Below are 23,752 nucleotides of genomic sequence, written 5' to 3' on the forward strand. Positions count from 1 at the left end.
GAAACACCTCCTTGGAACGCAGAATGAGCAGTACAGTTTCACTTGCGACAAGGGGGGACAATATGATTCGACAATTGTTTGCGACAATGAATGATGTATTAGATGATCTTATACTCCGATTTCCGACCTCTTCCGGTGATGAAAAAAAGATGCTACAGCAGCAATGGGACATGCTCAAAACGCTAAGTGATGATATTATTGAGTCATGGCTACAGTTTGAAGACAAGATGGGGATGTTTAGGGATCTTCAGCAGCAGCCTGCCGTGACCGAGGCTAAAGCGCCACAGAAGCTTGTAGGCTCATTTATTAAAGGACAAGGTTACTTTAAGCTGCAGATGTTTAAGCAGGCTTCTGAGCAATTAGAGGAAGCGGTAGCCGAATATCCTGAATTTACTTGCGTACGATTATTTCTTGGGATGTCTCGGATGCATATGAGACAATGGAATGAAGCGCAAAGGCATTTCCAATTAATTGTGTCCACATCGGAAGAGACCAGACTACAAGCGATCGCTTATAATGCATTAGGCTGCATTCAAGCTATTTATGCCCATATTGATCAAGCTCAGCATTATTTTCTCAAAGCGTTGGAAGTCGATCCCTCCTTCACTGATCCTCAGTTGAATTTGGAATCGATCCAGCAGGGAAGTGGACAGCTGCAGCTTCAATTCGGAAGTGCTGAGCTGCAAAGCTTAGTTCAGGTCTAGATATCGCCCGTTATATATACGGTTCTGGTTGCCGGAAGGAAAGGAAGTCAGCAATGAAATTTGCCGTGCTCGATTTTGAAACAACGGGCATGTCGTCCGATAAAGATGAAATTATACAAACGGGGCTCGCGCTAATTGATGAGGCGGGTACCGTTTGTTCAACGTATGCTAGCTATGTGCGTCCAAGCAGGCCGGTACCGCCTGAGATAACGCGTTTAACGGGGATCACCAATGAGGATGTCATCAATGCTAATGAGCTTGAAGATATGCTTAATGAGGTTGTCCCTTTCCTTCAGGATGCTGTACTTGTAGGGCACAACGTAGAGTTCGATGCTTCCTTCTTGCAAGCCGCCCTAGATCGGAGCGGCTATTTGCCATTCGCAGGACGAATGATTGATACAGTGGAGCTTACTCGCCTTCTGTATCCCACCCAGCCATCTTATTCATTATCATCACTTACACAAACCCTTAATATTAGTCATGATCGCCCTCATCAGGCTGACAGTGATGCTGTTGCAACCGCAGAGCTATTCCTGCTGTGCTTGAACAAGCTCAGGACGTTGCCATTATTTACTTTGCAGCGGCTTAGAGCTATGTTCGATCAGGAAAGCAATGATCTAGGCTGGCTAATTGCTGACGTAGCTGTTTGGCGTGAAACGCAGCCATTCATTCAAGAGGAAGGGGTTCATCACTTCCGTCAATTCGCGATGAATGTGGGCGACTGGAGCGAGGATGCACTTACAAATCGGAGCGAAGATACAACGGATGCATCTAAGCTGTTGAAGGATATGTCATTCGACGAATATCTAGCTATCGTTCAGAATAATCTCAAGCAGCTGTTTCCCGGATATGAATCAAGGGAAGGTCAGGAGATTATGTTCCAGGAGGTTGTTGGAGCATTAGAGCAGGACTCTCATTTATTGGTGGAAGCGGGAACAGGAACGGGGAAATCACTAGGCTATTTGTTGCCTTCACTATATTATGGGTTAAAGGAAGACAAAAAAGTCGTAGTCACTACTCATACAATTCAGCTTCAGGAGCAGCTTCGTGAACGAGATTTGCCTTTGCTTCAGCAGGTTCTTCCTATGCCTTTTCGCGCAGCGGTATTCAAGGGTCGTAGTAACTACTTATGCTTGAGGAAATTTGAGAGCCGTCAGCAAATTCCAGAGCATGCACTAGGTCGCGAGGATGCCATTACTCGAGGGGGAATGACGGTATGGCTTGGAGAAACGGAAAGAGGGGAATCTGAAGAGCTCAATATCGGTACTCGGAACAAGGAGGAATGGGATGCAGTATCCAGTGATGCAGCATCTTGTCTGAATCGTGCCTGTCCTTGGTTCCGTCGCTGCTTCTATCATCGAGCACGGAACGAAGCCGGTAAAGCAGATCTTATTATTACGAATCATGCTCTGGTGTTCACTGACATACGCGCTGAGCATCGGCTTTTACCCGCATATGATAGACTGATTGTAGATGAAGCGCATCATCTGGAAGAGGTTGCAAGCCATCATCTCGGACAGAAAACAGGGCATTCAACGCTAGCTATTCCTCTTCAACGTATCTGGAAAGATGCACGTACTGGTTTATTGCCTCAGTTAATTAGCACTGTTTCATCATTAGGAACGGGCAATTCATCGGCTTGGACAGAAAAGCTAGAGGTAATCGTGCCCAAAATTCATGAAATACGTGATGCATGGGAGCGATGGATGGATGCTTTGTTTAATTTGCTCGCTAGTCAGGCCTCTACAGATGAAACAGGCAATTATACCTATAGGCTGAAGCCATCGGAGCTGCCTTCACAGTGGGAGAGCTTGTCCGTAGATGGGAACAATGTGATCCAGCTACTTTCCGATTTTATCCGGCCTCTAGAGAAATTAACGATTGAAATTCGGGAAGATGCGGATGAGCTTAGCTTGCAAGGGATGCTAACCGACCTAAGCGGAGTGCTGAAAGACTTGGCCAATGTGCGAGCAGATACACAATCTTTTGTCTCGCTTGGCAAGCCTGAGTTCGTTTATTGGGTAGAGGGGCATTCTCAGTATCGCGGGAGATCGGTATGGATATATGGAGTGCCAGCGGATGTAAGCGTGCTCCTTAAAGAAGGTGTATTCGATCGCAAAGCAAGCGTCATTATGACATCAGCTACACTTACGATTGATAAGTCTTTCCGTTACGTCACTGAGCAGCTTGGGCTAGATGCGGCTGAGAAGGATGGGAGATTAAAGACGGCATTACTTCCATCCCCTTTCAAATATCGCGAGCAGGCGTTAGTTCTTATCCCTAGAGATTTTCCTGCGATTAAAGGACGCGATGGAGAAACAACCTTCATCAATGCGTTAGTCGATTCGCTTCAGGAAATGGCCCGAACAGTGGGAGGGCGTATGCTTGTGCTCTTTACCTCCCATCGTATGCTTAAAACCGTGTATGGGCCTCTGAAGGAGCGACTAGAGTCAAGCGGGATTCAAGTGTTAGGACAAGGAATGGACAGTGGCAGCCGTAGCCGCTTGACACAGCAATTCATTAAGCAGCCAGCATCGGTGTTGCTAGGAACGAGTAGCTTCTGGGAAGGAATTGATTTGCCAGGAGATGCGCTGACTTGTCTTGCAATTGTCCGCTTGCCCTTCCAGCCTCCGAACCACCCGGTCGCAGAAGCCAAATCAGAGAAGCTCCAAGCTGAGAATAAAAATCCTTTCATGAAGCTATCACTTCCTCAGGCAGTTATACGCTTTAAGCAAGGCTTTGGCCGACTAGTAAGAACGGCTTCTGATAAAGGCATCGTCATATTATATGATACAAGAGTAATAGAAACGAATTACGGTAAATATTTCTTGTATTCCTTACCTGGTCCCAAGATGGAACATTTGCCGACAGCGGCGATGGCTGCCCGTGTAAGCTCATGGCTTAATCCGATTGTCGATGGTGAAGAGGGAGAGTTGTCATGAAACCGAACAAAATATCCGAGGCAGTCGTAAGACGACTTCCTGTCTATCTAAGATTTCTTAACGAGCTGAGTGCTAGTCGCATCCAGACAGTATCCTCGCAGGATTTGGGGGAGAAGCTTGATCTAAATCCTGCACAAATACGTAAGGACTTAGCCTACTTTGGAGAGTTCGGACGCAAAGGCGTTGGCTACAATGTCGATTATTTAATAGAAAAGATTCGCCAAATTCTTAAGCTAGACAAAATGATGCATGTTGCTTTGGTGGGGACAGGTAATTTGGGTCGTGCATTGTGCAACTATAATATGTACATTAAAGATAATATGAAAATTGTATCTGTTTTTGATGCTGATGAGAGCAAGAAGGGAACACTTATCAATCAATTAACCGTGCAGCCTATGCAGGAGCTATCGGCTGCAGTTAAACAACATGATATATCAGTTGGCATCATAACGGTTCCTTCTGCAGAGGCTCAGAATGTAGCCGATCAATTCGTGGCAGCGGGTATCCGAGGGATACTGAACTTCGCTCCAGTCGTTCTGAAGTCAATTCCTGGAGTGAGAATTCACCATGCTGATTTTACTGCAGAGCTACTTAGCTTGGCTTATTATATGGATCATATTAATGGTTCTTTGAATGGAGAGGAAAGCCAATGACGCGCTTACTTATTAATAATGGTACATTCGTAACAATGGATGCACAGCTGCCCCAATTCGAGGGTTGGATGGCAATAGAGGGCGATCTTATTGCTGGTCTTGGAGAAGGAAGCGCTCCTGAGCAAGAGAAATCTCGTGCTACTGAGATTATGGACGGCAAGGGACTACTGTTCATGCCTGGGCTTGTTAATACGCACGGCCATGCTGCAATGTCTTTGCTTCGCGGACTTGCGGACGATCTTGCTTTACAGGATTGGCTGCAAAATCATATGTGGCCAACAGAAGCTAAATTTACGGGTGACGACGTATATTGGGGTTCAGCTCTTGCTGCGGCGGAAATGATCAAAAGTGGTACCACCACATTTGTAGATATGTATGACCATATGCAACGTGTCGGCGAGGTGGTCGAGCAATCGGGTATGCGGGCTAGCTTAACCCGTGGTGTAATTGGCTTATGTCCTGAGGACGTCCAGAAGGCAAAGCTAGCGGACGCTATTCAGTTCGCCAAGGACTGGCATGGCGCAGCTGACGGACGTATTAGCGTTATGATCTCACCTCATGCTCCTTACACATGTCCACCCGACTATATTGTCAAATTCGTAGAAGCAGCGCATGAGCTTAATTTGCCAATGCACACTCATATGTCCGAAACGATAGCTGAGGTTGAGCAGAATGTTAGAGACTATGGCTACCGTCCGGTTGAGCATTTGGACCGTTTAGGTATGTTTAGTCGTCCTACTCTAGTTGCTCACGCCGTTCATCTAAATGATGAGGAAATTGCGTTGCTAGCGGAACGTAATGTTGCTGTCTCCCATAACCCGGTAAGCAACTTGAAGCTTGCAAGCGGGATCGCGCGAGTGCCTGATTTAATGAAGGCAGGAGTGACTGTATCACTCGGTACGGACAGTGCAGCTAGTAACAACAATCTGGATCTGTTCCAAGAAATATCTATGGCTGCTTTGCTGCACAAAGGCGTCAGTGGGGATCCGACAGTTGTTCCAGCGGCTGAGGCATTACGGATGGGAACCGTATACGGGGCTCGTTCCATTGGTTTAGAAGGAATCGTGGGCCAGCTTAAGGTGGGGCTCAAGGCAGATTTCATTGCTCTTTCCATCAGCAAGCCGCATTTTGTTCCACACACAGATTATGTTTCACATTTGGCTTATGCAGCTAGAGGGTCGGACGTAAGTCATGTGTGGGTCAATGGCAAACAATTGTTGAAAAATGGTCAGCTACTCACTCTCGATGAAGAGAAGATTCTCGCTGAAGCGGAACGTTGTTTCCAGAGGCTTCGGGGATGAATCTGAGCCGCAGTGAGGGTAAACGGAGATTACCGTCTCTTTCGCTTAGAAGATGGCTAGTCATATTGGCTGGTTTTGTTGTTTTTGTTATCGTTACCTTCGTTCTGTACGTTCGTTCCGCGGATACTGATCATCGTAATGCCGAGAACAACGCCATACGAATCGCCAAAGAGCAAGCAGGGCTAGTCGAAGTCTCCAATGCGGTAATTCACACTTGGGATGAGACGGTATGGGTTGTAAATGGAAAAGATGCTGAGGAGCAGGAATGGATGGTATGGGAGCGCGAGGCTGAGACCATTAAAGAAAAGGTCAGCGACAACATGTCTGAGCAGCAGATGATTGCAAAGTTCTCGCAGGAGCACAATGGATTAATGCCGATTCGCATCATTCCGGGTTGGTTTCAGAACGGGCCTGTGTGGGAAATTCGTTACTGGAATGAGGCAGAGCAGAACAATCAGCGGCATCAATCGATTGATTTTTACTCCTTCAAAACAGGATCAAAGCTTAAAACCTATGTTCTCTCGAGTTAGTAAGCAAAACATAAACATTCCGCTGCATTAAGCTAAATAGACATAATAACGGCTGGCCCATAAGTGATGAACTTATGGGCTGCTTTTTTATATCGAATGGAAAGTATGAGCCGTTTGACGTTAGTCCTCCAAATTTAACTTACTGAGTGAACTACACATATGTGTTGGCAGACAGGTATGTGTAGTTCACTCAGTAAGTCCGGAAAGCAGCAGGGCTCGTAAAAATAGAAGAATCTTGATAGACCGCTTATAGCTGTGGCACGGTTCGACCTCATGGAGAACAAGAGCTGCGAAGTGCGTAATAATGGTTGTTGAGATTTTCCCGACAGCGCCTAAATAGGCGTTTTTTTGTTGTTTTACCATTGATCATCTAACGATTAGTATATCAAATCCTGATATACTATTAGCTGTACCTCATTGAAACATTCAATCCTAACTAAACAGATAACTATTTGTAGGAGGGGTTTAGCATAATGAAAATACGAATAATACCTATTACAATAACTGTGGCATTAGCGGCCGTCATTCTGTTCGGAGGATGGTTTGCTTACAGACATTATGGCGTTGAGAAGCCTTTAGACAAGGTTGCCAATTCAGTTGCTGGTGTAGAAACTGCTAAGGTCGAGATGTCCAATGGACTTGTTACAGTGAAAGTTAAACTGGCTCCAGATGCTGATCTTGGAGAAGTATATCGTCTAATAAAAAAAGATGGAGCGAGTGAGATTGGAAGCAAAAAGCTGGAATTAGCGGCGACTGCAACGGATAAGGAAAGTGTGCGGCTTGAAAAAGCATGGAGCTACGCCTTGTTCGATGTTGCTGAAGCGATGGAAAACCATAAATACTCAGGCATTAGAAATACGATGGAGAGCTTATCCGAGCAATTTGCAGGAATTACCGTACACACAGATATGGATGAAACGAATGTCTATATTTCAATGAGGGATGGTAACGCGGCGAAATACGTTATTTTACCTCGCCAGCCTGCGATGTTAGGGGTGTGGTCTAATGCGTAAGCTAAGCTCCTTTGGAAAAGAGATCGGTATAGGTACTGCAGTAGTTTTGTTTATTTTCTTGCTATACGTTGGTATATCTCCAGCTATTATGGTTATGGGTTTATTAATGTTCGCAGCAGTCATCGTATTGTCTAGATCCAAAGGTGGTCTAGCGATGGGGACAGCTGGTAAGAAGGTAACCGCACGGAAGCCTGAATTTCTAACCTTCGAGGATATTGGTGGTCAGGACCAGCCGAAACGAGAGCTGACGGAGGCATTGGATTTTCTAGTCAATCGTGACAAGATACAACAGCTCGGTATTCGTCCTCTCAAGGGTATCCTGTTGACGGGTCCTCCAGGGACAGGCAAAACTTTACTTGCTAAAGCTGCAGCCAATCATACTCGTTCCGCATTTATTGCGGCATCGGGGAGTGAGTTTGTCGAGATGTATGTTGGGGTCGGTGCTGGAAGAATCCGCGATTTGTTCAAGGAAGCTCGCCAGCAAGCGATTAAGCTGAAGAGAGATAGTGCAATTGTGTTTATTGATGAGATTGATGGCATTGGTGGCAAAAGAGACGGCGGGCAGCATAGAGAATATGATCAAACCCTTAATCAATTGCTTACCGAGATGGATGGTGTTCAGGGGGAAGAAAGTATTCGTGTACTTCTGATTGCTGCGACGAACCGTAAAGAATTGCTTGATCCTGCTTTACTTCGCCCAGGTAGATTCGATCGCCAGATTCAGGTAGATCTTCCGGATAAGACGGGTAGGGAGCACATTCTGAAGCTGCACGCACGTAATAAACCGATGGATGAAGAAGTGTCGCTCGGCAAGGTAGCGGAAGAAACCTTTGGTTTTTCTGGAGCACAGCTGGAAAGCGTCATGAACGAAGCAGCGATCTATGCAATGCGTGAGGAGTCAGATAAGCTGATGACCGTTCATCTTACCCAAGCGATTGACAAAGTTATGATGGGTGAAAGAATGGACAGAGAAACGACTCGCGAAGAACGTGAGAGAGTAGCTATTCATGAGCTAGGTCATGCGATCGTAGCCGAGAATGTGCGTCCTAAGAGTGTTGCTCAGGTATCGCTCACTCCGCGTGGACAGGCTCTGGGATATGTTCGTCATCATCCGCAGGAGGATCGCTATCTCTATACGCTAAAGGTTCTAGAAGAACAGATTATGATTGCACTAGGCGGCGCAGTTGCTGAGGAGATTTTTTACGGCGGGCGCAGCACAGGGTCTCGTGGGGATTTTGACCAAGCAACGAGTATCGTAAGAACGATGATTGAGTCGGGGATGTCTACGCTAGGGATTATCCATCCGCAAGCGTTGACTCAGGAACAGTGGTCGAAGGAGAATACGAAAATTCTGGATGAGCTCACTAGCAAGACACGTGAATTGTTAGACATTCATAAGGATAAATTCATGCAATTGCTCGGTCACTTGATCAAAGAAGAAACCTTATCTGGGAAGCAACTTCGGGATATTCTAAGTGAGAAAGCAGCATGATCAGGAAATATCTAAGTGACCATAACCACATTTCCGAGACAATAAGTCTGGGGATGTGGTTATTTTTTTATGCAAAAATTTAGTTAATTTATATAAAATATGTGTTACATTCTTAAGGTATCTTTAAGATTTAGAACGGTGTTTAAGAAGGAAAATAAACAAAAAATATGGTAGCATTGAACCTAATATACATTTGAATCGTCTAACGGAATAGAGGTGGCAAGATTGGATTCCCAACGTAATTTCGATTTTCTTAAATATATGGTTGAAACAGATGATACCAAAGGCTTGTTGAACGAATTAATGACGGCTTACGGGAAGGATGTTTGGAACTACGCCTATAGCATTACACGCAAATGGGATTTGGCTGATGACATTACGCAAGAGGTATTCATTAAGGTTTTTCGCAATATGCACGCTTTTCGCAGGGATGCTTCAGTAAAAACCTGGCTCCTAACGATAACGCGAAATACAGCAATTGATTATCAACGATCTGCCTTTTTCCGTAAGGTAACCTTATCTGATGTTGTTGAGGATTACGGAGAGCGCCATTCTGTCGAGCATGACGTTGCGGACTCAGAGGCGGTCAATGAGATTTGGAAGATGGTATTAGAGCTTCCAAAGAAATACAGAGAAGTTATTATCCTATACGCTCATAATCAGCTGTCACTGAAGGAGATTGCACAAGTACTAGATGTGACAGAAGGGACAGTTAAATCAAGAATGTTTCATGCTAGGCAGAAGCTAACGAAGATCAAGGAGGCTAACAGCTAGTGGATGATAAGGAATTATTTGAGCAGCTGGCGCGTAGCCCACTAACTAAGAATGGATTCGACGAGGAATTGCGACGAAAGATAAATCATTATCTGGACAATCCTAAGAAGAAGTCGGTTCGCCCTTGGTTTGTGAGGTGGAGTGTCCTCAGTGCTTCATTCCTGTTGATCGTAGTCATTGTGTCAGGCTTATGGGGCTGGAATAGCTTAAGCTCTAATAAGCGTGGTGAATTGACTCTCCCCTTAGAGCAAGCCTCATCAAGCTCACAACCGGTCATTGAACGGGAGATCAATCCTAATCCTCATTCGGCCGTTGTAATCGGTCTAAGGAAGGATAGCGATCAAGGAGCACTAAGCAGCTATCGAACGATAATAATAGCACCGGAAAATAATAAGCTTACGTTTATTAGAAGTGGTTCCGGAATTTATATGCCCTATAAGACTCATTTCTGGAAAGTTGACACTGTAATGGACAGTGCTGGCGAGGGTGTACAAACAATCGAGGCTACTCGAGCGGATAAAGTGAAGAAGAGAGAGGCAAGCATTGAGATAACTGCTCCACTTAGAAGAACAGAGAAGCTTCTCTTTGCTGGAAACCATTACTTATCCATTTTGCAAACGACGAATTCCGATGGATATGGGTATGTAGTCGATCATACGAAGGCATGGGTAAATGAAGTTACTGCTCTGGATCCCTCGGTTCGTATGAATGATCCCGAATCATTGCAAAATAACCATATTACAATCGCTAATGCCCTTGGAACTACAGAAGTGATTAAGGGCAGTGAGGAATGGGCAATGGTTCGAGATTCCTATAAGTGGGTAGGGAAGCAGCCTAATTCTCAATCTATTGTCAATAATGCATCCGAATTACTAAATTGGCCTACACTATCTGTGGCTCTCACGGAGCAAGCAACTGGACCAGATACATTATCAATTACAGGGAAACAGGTACTGAAGCTAGACCGTAATGCGATCGATGCCTACACGTCACCAGCCGAAGATCTAATTGCTATTGTAGCTGACCGACGTATTACCCTGTATCCTTATCAATTAAAGGGAGCGGAAATGCAGGAGCTATCTGTTTCAGTACCGATTGATACGAACGAGTCAGTTGTTATGGTAAATTGGGCAGTCGATGAAAGATACGTTGAAAGCTGGAAGCAGCTATTTACCAAATGGTTTCCCAAACCAACAGAATAGACGGAATTATGATAAGATGAGAGTACCCAATAATATCTCTGTAGGGTGAGAAATCACGTTATAGGGAAGGGTAATCTCGTCTTATTCATTTTTTATGGATGATTACTTCATCTTAATACTGTAGTGTCGTTTGGACATCATATGGAGGGACCGTAGTTATGTTTAGAATTATCGGAGTTGTAGGTGCGGGAACGATGGGGCAAAGCATAGCAGAAATGCTTGCCGTTAAAGGCTTGGATGTATACTTGGTTGAGAAAACACCTGAAAAGCTGCAGCAAGCTAAAGAAATGCTTGAGCTTAGTCTCGATCGCCAGATGGAACGCTGGGCGATAACAGCTGCTGAGAAGAAATTAACGCTTAATCGGATACATATGGCAAGCTCCCTGCAGCATTTGGCGGATTGCGAGCTTGTTATTGAAACGATTAGTGAGGATTTAGATAGCAAATTGGAGGTTTTCAGTCAATTAGACGGAATCCTATCAGATAACTCAGTTCTGGCAAGTAATACATCAACATTGAGTTTGACTGAGCTGGCGGGTGCTATTCGTAACCCCGAACGCGTTATTGGAATGCATTTTGTATATCCGGCCTTTAGAATTGATGTTGTCGAGATCATTCGTGGTTTGCAAACGTCGGATGATACTTTTAATAGAACAAAAGCCTTCGTTGATGAAATTCTGTCGAAGAAGGGTGTTATGGTTTACGAATCACCAGGATTCGTTACAACGAGACTTATTTGCCTGCTCATTAATGAGGCTCTGCACTTGTTAGAAGAGGGCGTTGCTTCTTCCGAGGACATCGACACTGCGATGAGTCTTGGCTACCAGTTCGAGCGTGGTCCTTTGGAAATGGCTGATCGCTTCGGCTTAGATTCTGTGTTAGCTGCTCTTGAACGTATGTTCCGTGAATATGGGGAGCTGAAATACCGCCCTTCATTTTTGCTGAAGAAAAAGGTTCGTGCCGGTCAGTTAGGCATCAAAACTGGAATAGGCTTCTTTAAGTACGACAAGGATGGTGAGAGAATCAGATGAATGTACTCGTAATTAATTCTGGAAGCTCCTCGCTTAAATATCATCTGTATAACATGGAAAAGGAAGAAGTGTTAGCCAAAGGCCGAGTAGAAAGAATCGGTATGGACTCTTCGATCTTAACCCACGAGGTTGATCATGAACCGGAAATGCGAGAAGTGAGCGAAATTCTGGATCATACAACCGCAATCAAGAAGGTTCTTGATATGCTTACACATCGTCAATATGGAGTGTTGACGAATATTAATGATATCCAAGCTGTTGGCCATCGGGTAGTTCACGGAGGAGAATCGTTTAGTGAGTCAGTGCTTATTGATCAGAGCGTCAAGCTGGAAATCCGTAAGCTTTTTGATCTTGCTCCATTGCACAACCCTGCTCACATGATGGGTATTATGGCTGTAGAAATCAATTTGCCTGACGTTCCGCAAGCGGTTGTTTTTGATACGGCTTTTCACCAGACTATGCCGCCGAAGTCTTATTTGTATGCAATTCCTACGGTGCTGTATCGGAAGCATAAGATTCGTCGTTATGGCTTCCACGGAACCTCATACGATTATGTTAGCAAGAGAACTGCCGAGTTCCTGGAACGACCTATGAACAAGCTCAAGCTAATTATTTGTCATATTGGTAATGGGGCCAGCTGCGCGGCAATTTTAGAAGGCAAATCCTACGATACGAGTATGGGGATGACTCCGCTTGAAGGCTTGATGATGGGAACGCGGAGTGGTGATTTGGACCCGGCTATCGTTCCTTATACAATTAATAAAGAGGATTTGACCTTGAATGAAGTAAATTCGATGCTTAATAAGCATAGCGGTTTGCTGGCAGTGTCGGGTATAAGCAGCGATATGCGTGAGATCGTTGAAGCTATGAACGACGGTAATGAGGCAGCAAAGCTGGCTTTCGAGATGTATGCTTATCGGATTCGAAAATATATCGGAGCTTACGTGGCGGCTATGGACGGTGTCGACGCAATTGTGTTTACAGCCGGCGTTGGCGAGAATTCAGCGCAGCTTAGGAAAGAGGTATGTCAAGGATTGACCTTCTTTGGAGTTGAGCTGGATGAAGAGCGTAATGAAGTGCGTTCATCTGAACCAAGGCGAATTACGACTAAAGGCTCTAAATTAAGTGTCTTAGTTGTACCAACGAATGAGGAATTGCTAATAGCAAGGGATACTTATCAGCTAGTGCTTAATCAACCTGCTGCTGTTGAATCCATTTCTAATGAATAGAAGGCAGGTGAATGCAAGCGATGAATGACCGAAATTCACTGGCACGCGGAATGACCGAAGCTTATATGGACGGTTCAGTCAGTATTCCTTATGCTTTGCTTCGAACTTATCGATCGCTCAAGCTCAATGATACGGATGGCATGCTGCTGCTTCATCTTATTGCTTTCAGACAGCTGGAGCAGAATGAGTTTCCGACCATTGAACAACTGCAGGAGAGAATAGGCTCCTCACCTGCGATCGTAGGGCAATCGGTACAGAAGCTAATGAAGCAAGGCTTTATTACGATTGATGAGGTGTATGAGCCTCTAACTGGCGTTCAATCGGAAAAATATAATTTATCAGGACTGTTCCAGAAGATGGGTGAGCTGCTGGCTGCGGGCGAGCTGCCCATTAGAAGCGGTAACAGGGATAGGGAAGATCATACTTATATTAATGAACAACAGAGGCAGCAGGAGCCGTCTAAGGCTACTCATACTCCAATTACAGCTCATTCAGGGACACATAATCTGTTTCTATTGTTCGAGCAAGAATTCGGTCGTCCGCTGACACCGATGGAATATGAGACAATTAACGGTTGGCTAGACCAGGATAATTATCCCGATGAACTCATTCGCTTTGCTCTTAAGGAGTCGGTATTCGCAGGCAAGCTACATTTCCGCTATATTGACCGCATCCTGTTAGAGTGGAGCCGTAACCGCGTTAGCAACGTCGATGAGGCGCGCCTACACGGTCAGAAGTTTCGAGCCGGACGCTAAGCTGTCGCGCCGCAGGGAGGTTCCCAGCGCGTTGTGACGCTATATGACGGCGGTCGATCTCAGGTGAAGTATCTTAAGCGGCCGCCTCATGTGACATGTGAGTGCGTCTAATGCGAGAAAGCAGCCGAATGTGGGGACCTAAGTAGCCCTCAGTGCGTTAAATGTGAAAAAGTGGCTGGATGCACGGACCTAAGTAGCCCTCAGTGCGTTAAATGTGAGAAAACGGCTGAATGAGTGGACCTAAGTAGCCCTCAGTGCGTTAAATGTGAAAAAGCTGCCGAGTGTGGGGACCTAAGTAGCCCTCAGTGCGTTAAATGTGAAAAAGCTGCCGAGTGTGGGGACCTAAGTAGCCCTCAGTGCGTTAAATGTGAGAAAGTGGCTGAATGCGCGGACCTAAGTAGCCCTCAGTGCGTTAAATGTGAGAAAGCAGCTGAATGAGCGGACCTAAGTAGCCCTCAGTGCGTTAAATGTGAAAAAGCTGCCGAGTGTGGGGACCTAAGTAGCCCTCAGTGCGTTAAATGTGAAAAAGCGGCTGAATGAGCGGATCTAAGTAGCCCTCAGTGCGTTAAATGTGAGAAAGCGGCTGAATGTGGGGATCTAAGTAGCCCTCAGTGCGTTAAATGTGAGGAAACGGCTGAATGTGGGGATCTAAGTAGCCCTCAGTGCGTTAAATGTGAGAAGACGCATGAATACGCGGATCTAAGTAGCCAAGTCAACGCTGTAAATATAAAAATCCACTCTTCAGTATGCCTCATGGCAAACTAAGGAGTGGATTTTTTGCGTGGATGTTAAAAATAGCGTCGCAGTCCGTCAAACGGTATATTTCGTTGAGGATAACTGCTTCTGCAGAAGGCTTAAGTGTAGTTCTATCGTTATAGTCGCATAGCTCACGACCGCTGGCCACCTGTGTCCAGATGATGGATAACATCATGGAAGGTTTCGAAAGGAATATGCGGAAGATTAAGCTCAATACACTTATCCGTGAGATGGGAGCGGGAAAATACGAGATCAACAAGCTTTGCTCCGGCAAAATCAGTGACACTGTCGCCAATTAGAATACGGTAGAATTCATCAGTGGAAAAACGGCGAATGACAGCCGTTTTACACATGCCGCAGCCATTATCGCATTTATCGTCACAAGAGTGCGGCCAGGTTATCGTGATGTTGTCACCGCTAAAGTCGCTTCCATTGCAATAAATGTGATCTGCCGGAATCCCAAATGGCTCAAGCAAAGGGTAAATGAAGAAATCAATTCCCCCGCTTGTAACGTAGAAAGGTACATTGTGCGTTTTACACCATTCAAGCAGCTCAGGAAAACCCTTACGAATACCGGCGTTGTTTATAATGTATTCTTTAACCTCATCCTTCATTGACGAAGGGAAGAGAGAGAATAATTGTCCCACGCCTTCTTGGATGGTTATGCTCTCGTTAAGGATACCCATACCAATGCTCTCCCAGCCTGGCGGATTAAAGTGCTTCATTGCCGCTATGATGTTGTCGCTTAGAGTAATCGTGCCGTCGAAGTCACAAAAAATTACCGGCTGACGTGGGAACTTTGAAGTTAATGTGCTCAAAATGTTCGTACCTCCCAGAGTGCAATTGCTATGAGTAATTGTTCATGATTGGTTGAAGATGCTACAAGTGTTGATCCGCCTTTAACAGTATCAACTGCCTGGAGGGCAGGATGCATTGCTTTAATCCTGAACCGCTTCGGCGCGAATGCTTTCACCCATTTCCTGAGCCCTTTCGGCACAGCGTAAGATCGCCTTATTTATGCCTTCTTGGAAGGAGAATTGATCCAATATTTCAATTGCAGCCTGTGTAGATCCATTAGGAGATGTTACTTTGCGACGTAGGTCGCCAGGATTTTCTCCAGTAGACACAACCATCTCAGCAGCACCGCGAACGGTTTGCACAGTGAGCTCTTTGGCTGCTTCTGGAGAAAGGCCGAGCTGGACGCCAGCCTTAATCATAGCCTCCATTAAGTAATACACGTACGCTGGGCCGCTACCCGATACGCCAGTTACCGCTTCGATCTGAGGCTCTTCAACTATCGCGGTGATGCCGACGGCGTTAAAGATAGCTAATGTGAGCTCACGCTGATCTGAGCTTACCGTATCGGAATAGCTGATTCCGGTTGCTCCTAAGCCTATCGTGCTCGATGTATTCGGCATTGTGCGTGCAATAGGCTGCTTACGTTCTAATAACTGGTGAATCGTATCAATTGATAATCCTGCAATAACGGATATGATGAGCTGCTCCGGACGCAAGAGGGGCTTCAACACTTTAATGGCATTGGCAGCATCCTTCGGTTTCATTCCGAGAATAATGATGCTTGCAGAGGTCAATGCCTCATTTTTCAAATCATCCGTAGTTGCCGGAATAATGCCATACTGCTGCTCAAGCTGAAGGAGTCTGTCTGTGTTCTGCCGGTTCATAACCGTAATTTGATTAGGATCGGTTAATTTAGCTTCAACTAGTCCTCTTAATATGGCTTCAGCCATTGAGCCAGCACCATAGAAACAAATTTTAACTCCTCCAAGGGAAGAGGATGAGGAATCGACCATTATGACCACGCTCCTATGATCTAATTTGACCCGAGCCGACGACCCGGTATTTCGTAGATGTTAAAGCAGGCAGACCCATAGGTCCCCGGGCATGAAGCTTCTGAGTACTAATACCAATCTCCGCACCAAATCCGAACTCGAATCCATCAGTGAAACGAGTAGAGGCGTTATGGTAAACCGCTGAAGCATCGACATCCTGTAGAAAACGATCCGCATTCGCCTGATTTTCCGTAATGATACAGTCTGAATGCTTCGTGCCGAAGTGGCTAATATGGCTCAATGCAGCATCTAAGTTAGGTACTACTTTAATGTTCAAAATATAATCGTTATATTCTGTAGCATAGTCCTGATCGCTCGCTTCATTCACCCATGGAACGATGCTCCTTGTTGTTTCGCATCCTCTGAGCTCGACATTAATGCTGCGGAATTTATCAGCTAGAGCGTTAAGATGCTTCTGGGCAAAAGCTTCATGGAGCAATAAGGTTTCGATGGAATTACATACGGAAGGGCGCTGTGCTTTACCGTTAACAGCAATGGCCTCTGCCATGTCATAATCGCCGCTTTCGTCGACGTACACGTGACAAATACCCGCGCCAGTTTCAATAACGGGAACTGTAGCATTTTGTACGACATTCTGAATGAGAGAAGCGCCGCCTCTTGGAATGATAACGTCTAATAGACCATTAAGCTTAAGCATCTCATCTACAGAGCTGCGGTTAGAGTCCTCGATAAGCTGAAGGGCATCCGCTGGAATAGCTGACCGGGATAAAGCTTCCCGTAGAACGGCTACAATGCTCCGATTGGAGGAGATCGCTGCAGAGCCTCCGCGCAGAACGACAGAGTTACCTGTCTTTAGGCATAGTGTCGCAGCATCAACGGTAACATTCGGTCTGGCTTCGTAGATCATTCCAATTACACCGATAGGTACTCGTCTTTTTTCAATGAACAATCCATTAGGGCGGTGACCTGTCTCAAGAACGTCGCCGATAGGATCCGGTAAGGCAACGATTTGCTTGACGGCATCTGCAATGTCGGCCAGTCTCGCAGGAGTCAGCTTTAACCGATCCAATAGAGAGGCGGAGGTCCCTAGCTCCTGTCCACGTTTAATGTCTTCCTCATTGGCAGCTAAAATTTGATCTTGCGCCGCAATGATGGCATCTGCCATAAGGATCAAGGCTTCGTTTTTCTCGGCTGTTGTTAGCCTATTCATAACGGCTGCTGCTTCCTTGGCTGCGCTCGCTTTAATTGTGACTTCACTCATATGAGTTGGCCTCCTTGATAATAGTTGATGCGACCCATTCATCGCGATGTATGACTTCTTCTCGTAAAATATCTACGCGTTTCATAGCATCTTCGCTAGCTAACCCTGCTACTGCCGTTATTTGCCACGAGGCATAACAGGTAACACCCCGTCCAAGCACCCGTCCACTGGTATTAACGACTTCTACTACATCTCCAGGGTGGAAGTCGCCTACAGCAGCGGTTATCCCAATAGGTAGAAGACTACTGCCTTTATTCAATAGCGCTAACTCAGCACCTGAATCAACTACAATCTGGCCTTGAGGAACGGAGAGAAAACCGACCCAATGCTTCTTAGTAGATATGGATTGAGGAGATGAAGCGAAATAAGTTCCTTTTCCATTACCTGTAACTGCGGATTGTAGATCACCAGCCTCAGACACCCGACCAACAAATAGGGGGACACCGCCCTGCATGGCTATTCTAGCTGCTTCGATTTTGGAGCGCATACCTCCAGTTCCAACAGCCGAGCCTGCGCCTCCCGCAATTTGGTACAGTTCTTCAGAGAGTACTTCTATACGGTCAATGCGCACTGCGTCAGGCGTTTTGCGGGGATCTCCGGTGTATACGCCATCCATGTCAGTGAGGATATACAAGCCATCCGCCTTGACTAAATTTGCAACTAGTGCGGACAAAGAATCATTATCGCCGAATTTAATTTCATTGACTGCAACAGTGTCGTTCTCATTAATAATGGGAACTGCACCTTGCTTAAGAAGCTCTTCTATTGTGCGCTGTGCATTCTGAGCTCGGCTTCGACTGCTAAAGTCCGGTCGAGTCAATAATAGCTGAGCTACGGTAATTTCGCTCGCTGTAAATGCGTCTTGGTAAGCTTCCATCAATAAAGCTTGACCAACGGCAGCAGCAGCTTGTTTCTCATGTAATAGCTTTGGTCGAGTCTGATAGCCAAGTCGCCGAAAGCCTGCGGCTATAGCACCCGAGGTAACAAGCAATACTTGGTGGCCGGAGGCGTGCAACGCAGCGATCTCGTCCGCGAAGAAACGTACCTGCCCGCGGTTAAGTCCGCCTTCCTCAGAGGTGAGTGAGCTACTTCCAATCTTGACTACGATACGCTTTCCCATGAATTCAACCCCTTCATACACAACAAAATGATAAAGTTTAGAGAGATCAGATGTGGGTGTAGACATAAAAGTTAATAGTCATCTGATCTTATAAGTAAAACGACTTCGCCGTCTTTAGAGGGACGGTGTACTTTCTGATGGTACAAAAAAAACTCCCGCCCTCATAAAGGACGAAAGTCTAACTTCCGCGGTTCCACCTTAATTGACGGTGCACAAATAGAGGCACCATCCTCTCATGATCCTGATAACAGCAGGAACTGTCCGGCTCATCGCCGTCCGCTCGGGGATGGGGGAGGCAGGGGACAAGGTAAATTTTCTCAGCCTAGAAATTTACTCTCTGGTCATGTCCTAATCTGCTTCGGTTCCCGTCAATGCGTTCATATGGCTGCGCCAAATTAATTGGCGTCGAATTCTAATAAGAATACCATGTGCCATAAGGGTTGTAAAGAAATGAACGACGCTTAATGGCTAGTCTAGAACAGCCCCAACCGGCCAATTCTGGCCGCGACCTCACGCAAACGATCTTCAGTCGTAAGCAAGCCGAGTCTGACATAGCCTTCACCGCTTGCGCCGAAGCCAGTGCCTGGCGCTACAACGACATCTGCTTGCTCGAGAAGTAAATCGGCGAAGGACATTGAAGTATATCCCTCGGGAACAGGGAGCCAGCAGAAGAACGAGCCTGCAGGCTTCTCCGCTTTCCAACCGATTTCCTCCAAGGCTTCATAAAGTACGTTGCGTCTGCGCTCATAGGTAGCCACAAGCTCATGGACGGACTGTTGAGATCCGCTTAAGGCTTCGGCGGCGGCTTCTTGAATGCCTCCGAATAAGCTGCAGTACATATGGTCTTGGATCAGGTTAATTAATTCAATAATTTGAGGATTACCGACAGCAAATCCCACGCGCCAGCCAGCCATATTGTAGGTTTTGGACAAAGTGTAAAACTCGACTCCGACTTCTTTAGCCCCTTCAGTTTCCATGAAGCTAATGGGACGTTTGCCGTCATATCCTATAGCACCATAAGCAAAGTCACTTGCAACTACAATGCCATTCTGCTTTGCAAAGGCAACGGTTTCCTCATAAAATTCCGGAGTAGCTATTGCCGCGGTAGGATTGTTTGGATAGTTGAGGAACATAAGCTTAGCTCGCTCGAGATCTTCTGGAGCAATTGCTGAATAATCCGGAAGAAAATCGTTCTCCTTCTTAAGAGGCATGAACGACATTTCAGCTCCAGATAGGGCTACGCCAGACCAGTAATCGGGATACCCGGGATCAGGTACGAGGCAGACGTCGTTAGGGTTAAGCAAGATTTGGCTAATTTCGATGAGTCCAGATTTTCCCCCGAAGAGGACGGCAACCTCTTTTTCAGGATCAAGTTCTACGCCGTAATCTTCCTTATATCGCTTTGCAACGGCTTCCTTCAGAAATGGAAAACCGCGAAAGGGTGGGTATTTATGATACAAAGGGTTTTCTGCTGCTGTCTTGAGCCTGTCAACTATCGGTGTCGGTGTTGGTAAATCGGGATTTCCTTGGCCCAGATTAATAACATCACGTCCAGTAGCGGCCCGAGCATTAGCTTTAGCAACCAATGTGGCGAAAAATTGTACAGGTAAAGACTGCAATCGATGAGCAGGTGTAATAGTAAAAGACATGCGAATTCGTCACGCTCCGTCATACTTAGGATAGGATGAATGTAGCATATTGAGATAGAGTCGGCAACGGAATATAAGCTTGTTTTCACAAAAAACGGGGTTATTTCATCGGAATTGTGTAAATGAGTAGGACATGTTGCCGAAAATAAAGCTATGAAGTACGATGATAACAATAATGTAACGTCTATTAGGAGTGGAGCAACATGACAATCCCCTTGCGGATAGCATTGATACAAATGAATATAGTCTCAGGTGACACAGAAGCTAATTTCGCTAAGCTGGAAGCTCGACTTGAGGAAGCAGCTGCTATTGATCCCAAGCCGGATCTTATTATTTTTCCAGAAATGTGGAATACAGGCTACGCACTTACTGAAATAAATGAATTAGCGGACCCAGACGGGCTGCGGACTAAAGAGGTCATAGCTGCTTTTTGCCGGAAGCATAAAATCAATGTGCTAGCTGGCTCCATTGCGCAGAAACGTGAAAACTCCGTAACCAACACTGCTCATGTGTTCAATCGAAATGGGGAAGAGGTTACCGAATATAGCAAAATCCATCTTTTTAAGCTCATGAACGAGCATTTACATTTGGAGCCTGGTCAGCAGTTGGGGAGCTTTAACTTAGAGGGTATACCTGCAGCAGTTATGATTTGCTACGACATCCGGTTCCCGGAGCTGGCTCGGAAGTTAGCGCTTGAAGGCGCCAAAATTTTGTTCGTACCGGCTGAATGGCCGCATCCGCGTCTGCATCACTGGCGTACGTTGCTTCAGGCACGGGCGATCGAGAACCAAATGTACGTCGTATCGTGCAATACTGTTGGAGAGAGCGGCGGCACAAGCTTCTTTGGTCATTCGATGATAATTGACCCTTGGGGCGAGGTGCTCGCAGAAGCAGCTGAAGAGGAAACGATCCTTGTAGCTGAGATAGATATGGCGTTGGTTGATGAAGTGAGAGGGAGAATTCCTGTTTTCGCTGACCGCAAGCCACCCTTATACGAGTAAATGAAAAAGAACTGGCGAAGCCGCCAGTTCTTTTTTTGTATCCATACCTAGGTAGAGAAATCTCTTTGTATGGTGCTAGGACAAGAGAGAATTTTGGAAGGTGGAGATGAAGGCTTCAGCGGCATTAGAAAGGTAACGGCCTTTGCGATAGGCGATAACGAGTGTTCGAGTTGGATTTCCTTCTAAGTTTAGATAGACGGGAGCGCGGACCTGCCAATCATTGCGCATAACCATTTTCGGCAAGAAAGCGATACCCATACCCGCAGCAACTAGAGATTGTACGGTTTCAATATTGCCGCTTTCGAAGACGACACGTGGATCAAACCCTGCGGTTTGACAAATATCATGTGCAATAGCTCTGAAGCCTTGCCCCTTTTTCAACAGCACGAAAGGTTCGTCCTGTAATCTGGCAATAGGTATTATGGCATCCTTATACTCTGGAGCGGCGAGCGGATGGTCAGGAGGAACGGCAAGGCAAATGCCTTCTTCGATGACTGGCAAATAAGCAAGTGAAGGATCGATAAGAGGCAGCGATAAGAGGCTAACGTCTGTCCCTCCATTTGCTGTTAATTGCTCTAACCGTTTAGTGGATTCCTCAATTAGGACGATTTCGATATTGGGAAAGGCTTCGCGGAAAACGGGAAGCACCCGCGGCAATATATGGGAACCCGTCATAGGCAGACTGCCCACAACAATTCGCCCCTTACGCATATCGGCAATGTCTTCCATTTCCCGCCGGAGCTGATCAGTCATATCAACAATTTGCTGAGCTTTATCGACGAATACTGAGCCCGCATAGGTCAGCTCTACGGAGTTCGTACTCCTTTTAAACAGTAACACTCCCAATTCCTTCTCCAGCTTAGATAGCTGCTGGCTAAGGGATGGCTGGGCAATGTGCAGCTTCTCGGCAGCCCGGGAGAAGTTTCGCTCTGTAGCGATTTGTATCGTATATAGAAGCTGTCGAAATTCCATAATCGTTTTCCGTCCCTTCATAGATTGTAACTATTAACCTTATAGATATTATATCTTGGAACAATGAAAGAATAAATGATAAGATAAGCTCATGATAAAAGAAGCCCGATAGAGGTGAACAGAGACATGAGTAAACAAACGATGTTTGAGAAAATTTGGAACAACCACGTCATCGTCGCTGGAGAAGGAAAGCCTAGCATCCTTTACATCGACCTGCACTTGGTCCATGAAGTAACTTCCCCACAAGCATTTGAGGGCTTGCGCCTTTCTGGACGTAAGGTTAGACGTCCTGAGCTTACATTCGCAACAATGGATCACAATGTCCCTACTAAGGACCGTTTTAACATCTCTGATCCGATTTCCAAGCAGCAGATCGATACTTTAACGACTAACTGCGAGGAATTTGGCGTAAAGCTGTATGATTTGAACACAATTGACCAAGGTGTCGTACACGTTATGGGACCTGAGCTCGGTTTGACTCATCCAGGTAAAACAATTGTTTGCGGTGACAGCCATACTTCCACGCATGGTGCTTTCGGAGCGTTGGCTTTCGGAATCGGGACGAGTGAGGTTGAGCACGTTCTTGCAACTCAGTGCTTGCAGCAATCGAAGGCGAAGACGATGGTTATTCACTTCAACGGTAAACGTAAACCAGGCATTACAGCTAAGGATATGATTCTTGGACTGATCGCACAATACGGCACAGATTTCGGAACTGGTTATGTTATGGAGTACACGGGCGAAGCGATTCGTGCACTTACGATGGAAGAGCGGATGACAGTATGTAATATGTCTATTGAAGCCGGTGCACGTGCAGGCTTGATCGCTCCTGACGAAACGACTTTCGAATATTTGCGCGGTCGTGAATATGCGCCTCAAGGTGCGGCATTCGATGCTGCAGTTGAGCAATGGAAAGCATTGTGTACAGACGAAGGCGCCGAATTCGATACTGTTATTGATTTCGATGTGGATGCTCTTATTCCTCAAGTTACTTGGGGCACAAGCCCAGGCATGGGAACTGGCATTACTTCTTCCGTTCCAGTACCAGAAAATCTTCCTACGGAAAACGAGCGCAAAGCAGCAGCAAACGCACTCGAGTACATGGATCTTAAGCCAGGTACACCGATGACTGAAATTGAAATCGATTATGTGTTCATTGGCTCTTGCACGAATGGACGCATCGAGGATTTGAGAGCAGCTGCTTCTGTTGCTCGCGGTCATAAAGTAAGCTCCAACGTTACAGCTATCGTCGTTCCAGGCTCTGGACGGGTTAAAATTCAAGCGGAAAAAGAAGGCTTGGACAAGGTGTTTACAGAAGCGGGCTTTGAATGGCGTGAAGCGGGCTGCTCTATGTGTCTGGCCATGAATCCCGATGTTCTGAAGCCGGGTCAACGTTGTGCGTCAACATCCAATCGTAACTTCGAAGGTCGTCAAGGTCGCGGTGGACGTACGCATCTCGTTTCGCCTGAAATGGCTGCAGCAGCAGCTGTTCAAGGTCGTTTCGTCGATGTTCGCACATGGGAATTCAAGTCTGAAGTAAACGCGTAAGAAGAGGA

At 46.0% G+C, this 23,752-nt stretch carries 20 protein-coding genes; 14 read left to right on the forward strand and 6 right to left on the reverse strand.

Annotation, left to right across the window (positions count from 1 at the left end):
- Positions 1-62: 62 nt before the first annotated feature.
- The 12 genes from KCTCHS21_RS13005 to KCTCHS21_RS13060 all read left to right on the forward strand — a co-directional run bounded on the left by KCTCHS21_RS13005 (position 63) and on the right by KCTCHS21_RS13060 (position 13,626).
- Positions 63-704, forward strand: a complete 642-nt coding sequence (locus KCTCHS21_RS13005) for a hypothetical protein (RefSeq protein WP_130608624.1) — start codon at positions 63-65, stop codon at positions 702-704.
- A gap of 53 nt (positions 705-757) precedes the next feature.
- Positions 758-3,646 carry an ATP-dependent DNA helicase DinG gene (dinG, locus tag KCTCHS21_RS13010; protein ID WP_130608627.1) on the forward strand — a complete coding sequence of 963 codons (2,889 nt, stop codon included), beginning with the start codon at positions 758-760 and terminating at the stop codon, positions 3,644-3,646.
- Entirely contained in the window at positions 3,643-4,299 is a 657-nt protein-coding gene (locus KCTCHS21_RS13015) for a redox-sensing transcriptional repressor Rex (RefSeq protein WP_130608630.1), read from the forward strand. The genes dinG and KCTCHS21_RS13015 overlap by 4 nt, the downstream gene beginning before the upstream one ends.
- On the forward strand, positions 4,296-5,600 hold the full coding sequence (locus KCTCHS21_RS13020) for an amidohydrolase (protein WP_130608633.1): 1,305 nt from the start codon (positions 4,296-4,298) through the stop codon (positions 5,598-5,600). Before KCTCHS21_RS13015 ends, KCTCHS21_RS13020 begins: the two co-directional genes overlap by 4 nt.
- Entirely contained in the window at positions 5,597-6,130 is a 534-nt protein-coding gene (locus tag KCTCHS21_RS13025; RefSeq protein WP_130608636.1) for a cell wall elongation regulator TseB-like domain-containing protein, read from the forward strand. The genes KCTCHS21_RS13020 and KCTCHS21_RS13025 overlap by 4 nt, the downstream gene beginning before the upstream one ends.
- A gap of 473 nt (positions 6,131-6,603) precedes the next feature.
- Complete coding sequence (locus KCTCHS21_RS13030) at positions 6,604-7,143, forward strand: hypothetical protein (RefSeq protein ID WP_130608639.1); 540 nt, start codon at positions 6,604-6,606, stop codon at positions 7,141-7,143.
- On the forward strand, positions 7,136-8,635 hold the full coding sequence (locus tag KCTCHS21_RS13035) for an AAA family ATPase (protein ID WP_130608642.1): 1,500 nt from the start codon (positions 7,136-7,138) through the stop codon (positions 8,633-8,635). Before KCTCHS21_RS13030 ends, KCTCHS21_RS13035 begins: the two co-directional genes overlap by 8 nt.
- Before the next feature lie 216 nt (positions 8,636-8,851).
- Entirely contained in the window at positions 8,852-9,409 is a 558-nt protein-coding gene (locus KCTCHS21_RS13040) for an RNA polymerase sigma factor (RefSeq protein WP_408621785.1), read from the forward strand.
- On the forward strand, positions 9,409-10,611 hold the full coding sequence (locus KCTCHS21_RS13045) for a hypothetical protein (RefSeq protein WP_130608645.1): 1,203 nt from the start codon (positions 9,409-9,411) through the stop codon (positions 10,609-10,611). Before KCTCHS21_RS13040 ends, KCTCHS21_RS13045 begins: the two co-directional genes overlap by 1 nt.
- A gap of 158 nt (positions 10,612-10,769) precedes the next feature.
- Positions 10,770-11,642: a 3-hydroxyacyl-CoA dehydrogenase family protein gene (locus KCTCHS21_RS13050; RefSeq protein ID WP_130608648.1), complete on the forward strand. Its 873-nt coding sequence runs from the start codon at positions 10,770-10,772 to the stop codon at positions 11,640-11,642.
- Entirely contained in the window at positions 11,639-12,871 is a 1,233-nt protein-coding gene (locus KCTCHS21_RS13055; RefSeq protein ID WP_130608651.1) for an acetate kinase, read from the forward strand. Before KCTCHS21_RS13050 ends, KCTCHS21_RS13055 begins: the two co-directional genes overlap by 4 nt.
- Before the next feature lie 20 nt (positions 12,872-12,891).
- Complete coding sequence (locus KCTCHS21_RS13060; RefSeq protein ID WP_130608654.1) at positions 12,892-13,626, forward strand: DnaD domain protein; 735 nt, start codon at positions 12,892-12,894, stop codon at positions 13,624-13,626.
- 887 nt (positions 13,627-14,513) lie between these two features.
- On the opposite strand, the gene KCTCHS21_RS13065 is transcribed toward KCTCHS21_RS13060, so the two are convergent.
- From KCTCHS21_RS13065 to KCTCHS21_RS13085, 5 genes are all read right to left on the reverse strand, one after another.
- A complete protein-coding gene (locus KCTCHS21_RS13065) occupies positions 14,514-15,200 on the reverse strand; it encodes a 2-hydroxy-3-keto-5-methylthiopentenyl-1-phosphate phosphatase (RefSeq protein ID WP_130608657.1) in 687 nt (228 codons plus the stop codon).
- Between the two features lie 120 nt (positions 15,201-15,320).
- Positions 15,321-16,193: a pyrroline-5-carboxylate reductase gene (proC, locus tag KCTCHS21_RS13070; RefSeq protein ID WP_130608660.1), complete on the reverse strand. Its 873-nt coding sequence runs from the start codon at positions 16,191-16,193 to the stop codon at positions 15,321-15,323.
- A 13-nt stretch (positions 16,194-16,206) separates the two neighbouring features.
- Complete coding sequence (locus KCTCHS21_RS13075) at positions 16,207-17,454, reverse strand: glutamate-5-semialdehyde dehydrogenase (RefSeq protein ID WP_130608663.1); 1,248 nt, start codon at positions 17,452-17,454, stop codon at positions 16,207-16,209.
- A complete protein-coding gene (gene proB / locus KCTCHS21_RS13080; protein ID WP_130608666.1) occupies positions 17,447-18,574 on the reverse strand; it encodes a glutamate 5-kinase in 1,128 nt (375 codons plus the stop codon). Before proB ends, KCTCHS21_RS13075 begins: the two co-directional genes overlap by 8 nt.
- 473 nt (positions 18,575-19,047) lie before the next feature.
- The gene (locus KCTCHS21_RS13085) at positions 19,048-20,223 is read right to left on the reverse strand and encodes a pyridoxal phosphate-dependent aminotransferase (protein ID WP_130608669.1); all 1,176 of its coding nucleotides are present in this window, start codon (positions 20,221-20,223) and stop codon (positions 19,048-19,050) included.
- Positions 20,224-20,426: 203 nt separating this feature from the next.
- Between KCTCHS21_RS13085 and KCTCHS21_RS13090 the strand changes: the two genes are divergently transcribed.
- A complete protein-coding gene (locus KCTCHS21_RS13090; RefSeq protein WP_130608672.1) occupies positions 20,427-21,224 on the forward strand; it encodes a carbon-nitrogen family hydrolase in 798 nt (265 codons plus the stop codon).
- Between the two features lie 75 nt (positions 21,225-21,299).
- On the opposite strand, the gene KCTCHS21_RS13095 is transcribed toward KCTCHS21_RS13090, so the two are convergent.
- A complete protein-coding gene (locus KCTCHS21_RS13095; protein WP_130616498.1) occupies positions 21,300-22,196 on the reverse strand; it encodes a LysR family transcriptional regulator in 897 nt (298 codons plus the stop codon).
- 126 nt (positions 22,197-22,322) lie between these two features.
- On the opposite strand from KCTCHS21_RS13095, the gene leuC reads away from it, so the two are divergent.
- Entirely contained in the window at positions 22,323-23,744 is a 1,422-nt protein-coding gene (leuC, locus tag KCTCHS21_RS13100) for a 3-isopropylmalate dehydratase large subunit (protein ID WP_130608674.1), read from the forward strand.
- Positions 23,745-23,752: the final 8 nt, after the last annotated feature.

Source organism: Cohnella abietis (assembly GCF_004295585.1).
In the GTDB taxonomy this organism is placed as follows: Bacteria; Bacillota; Bacilli; order Paenibacillales; family Paenibacillaceae; genus Cohnella; species Cohnella abietis.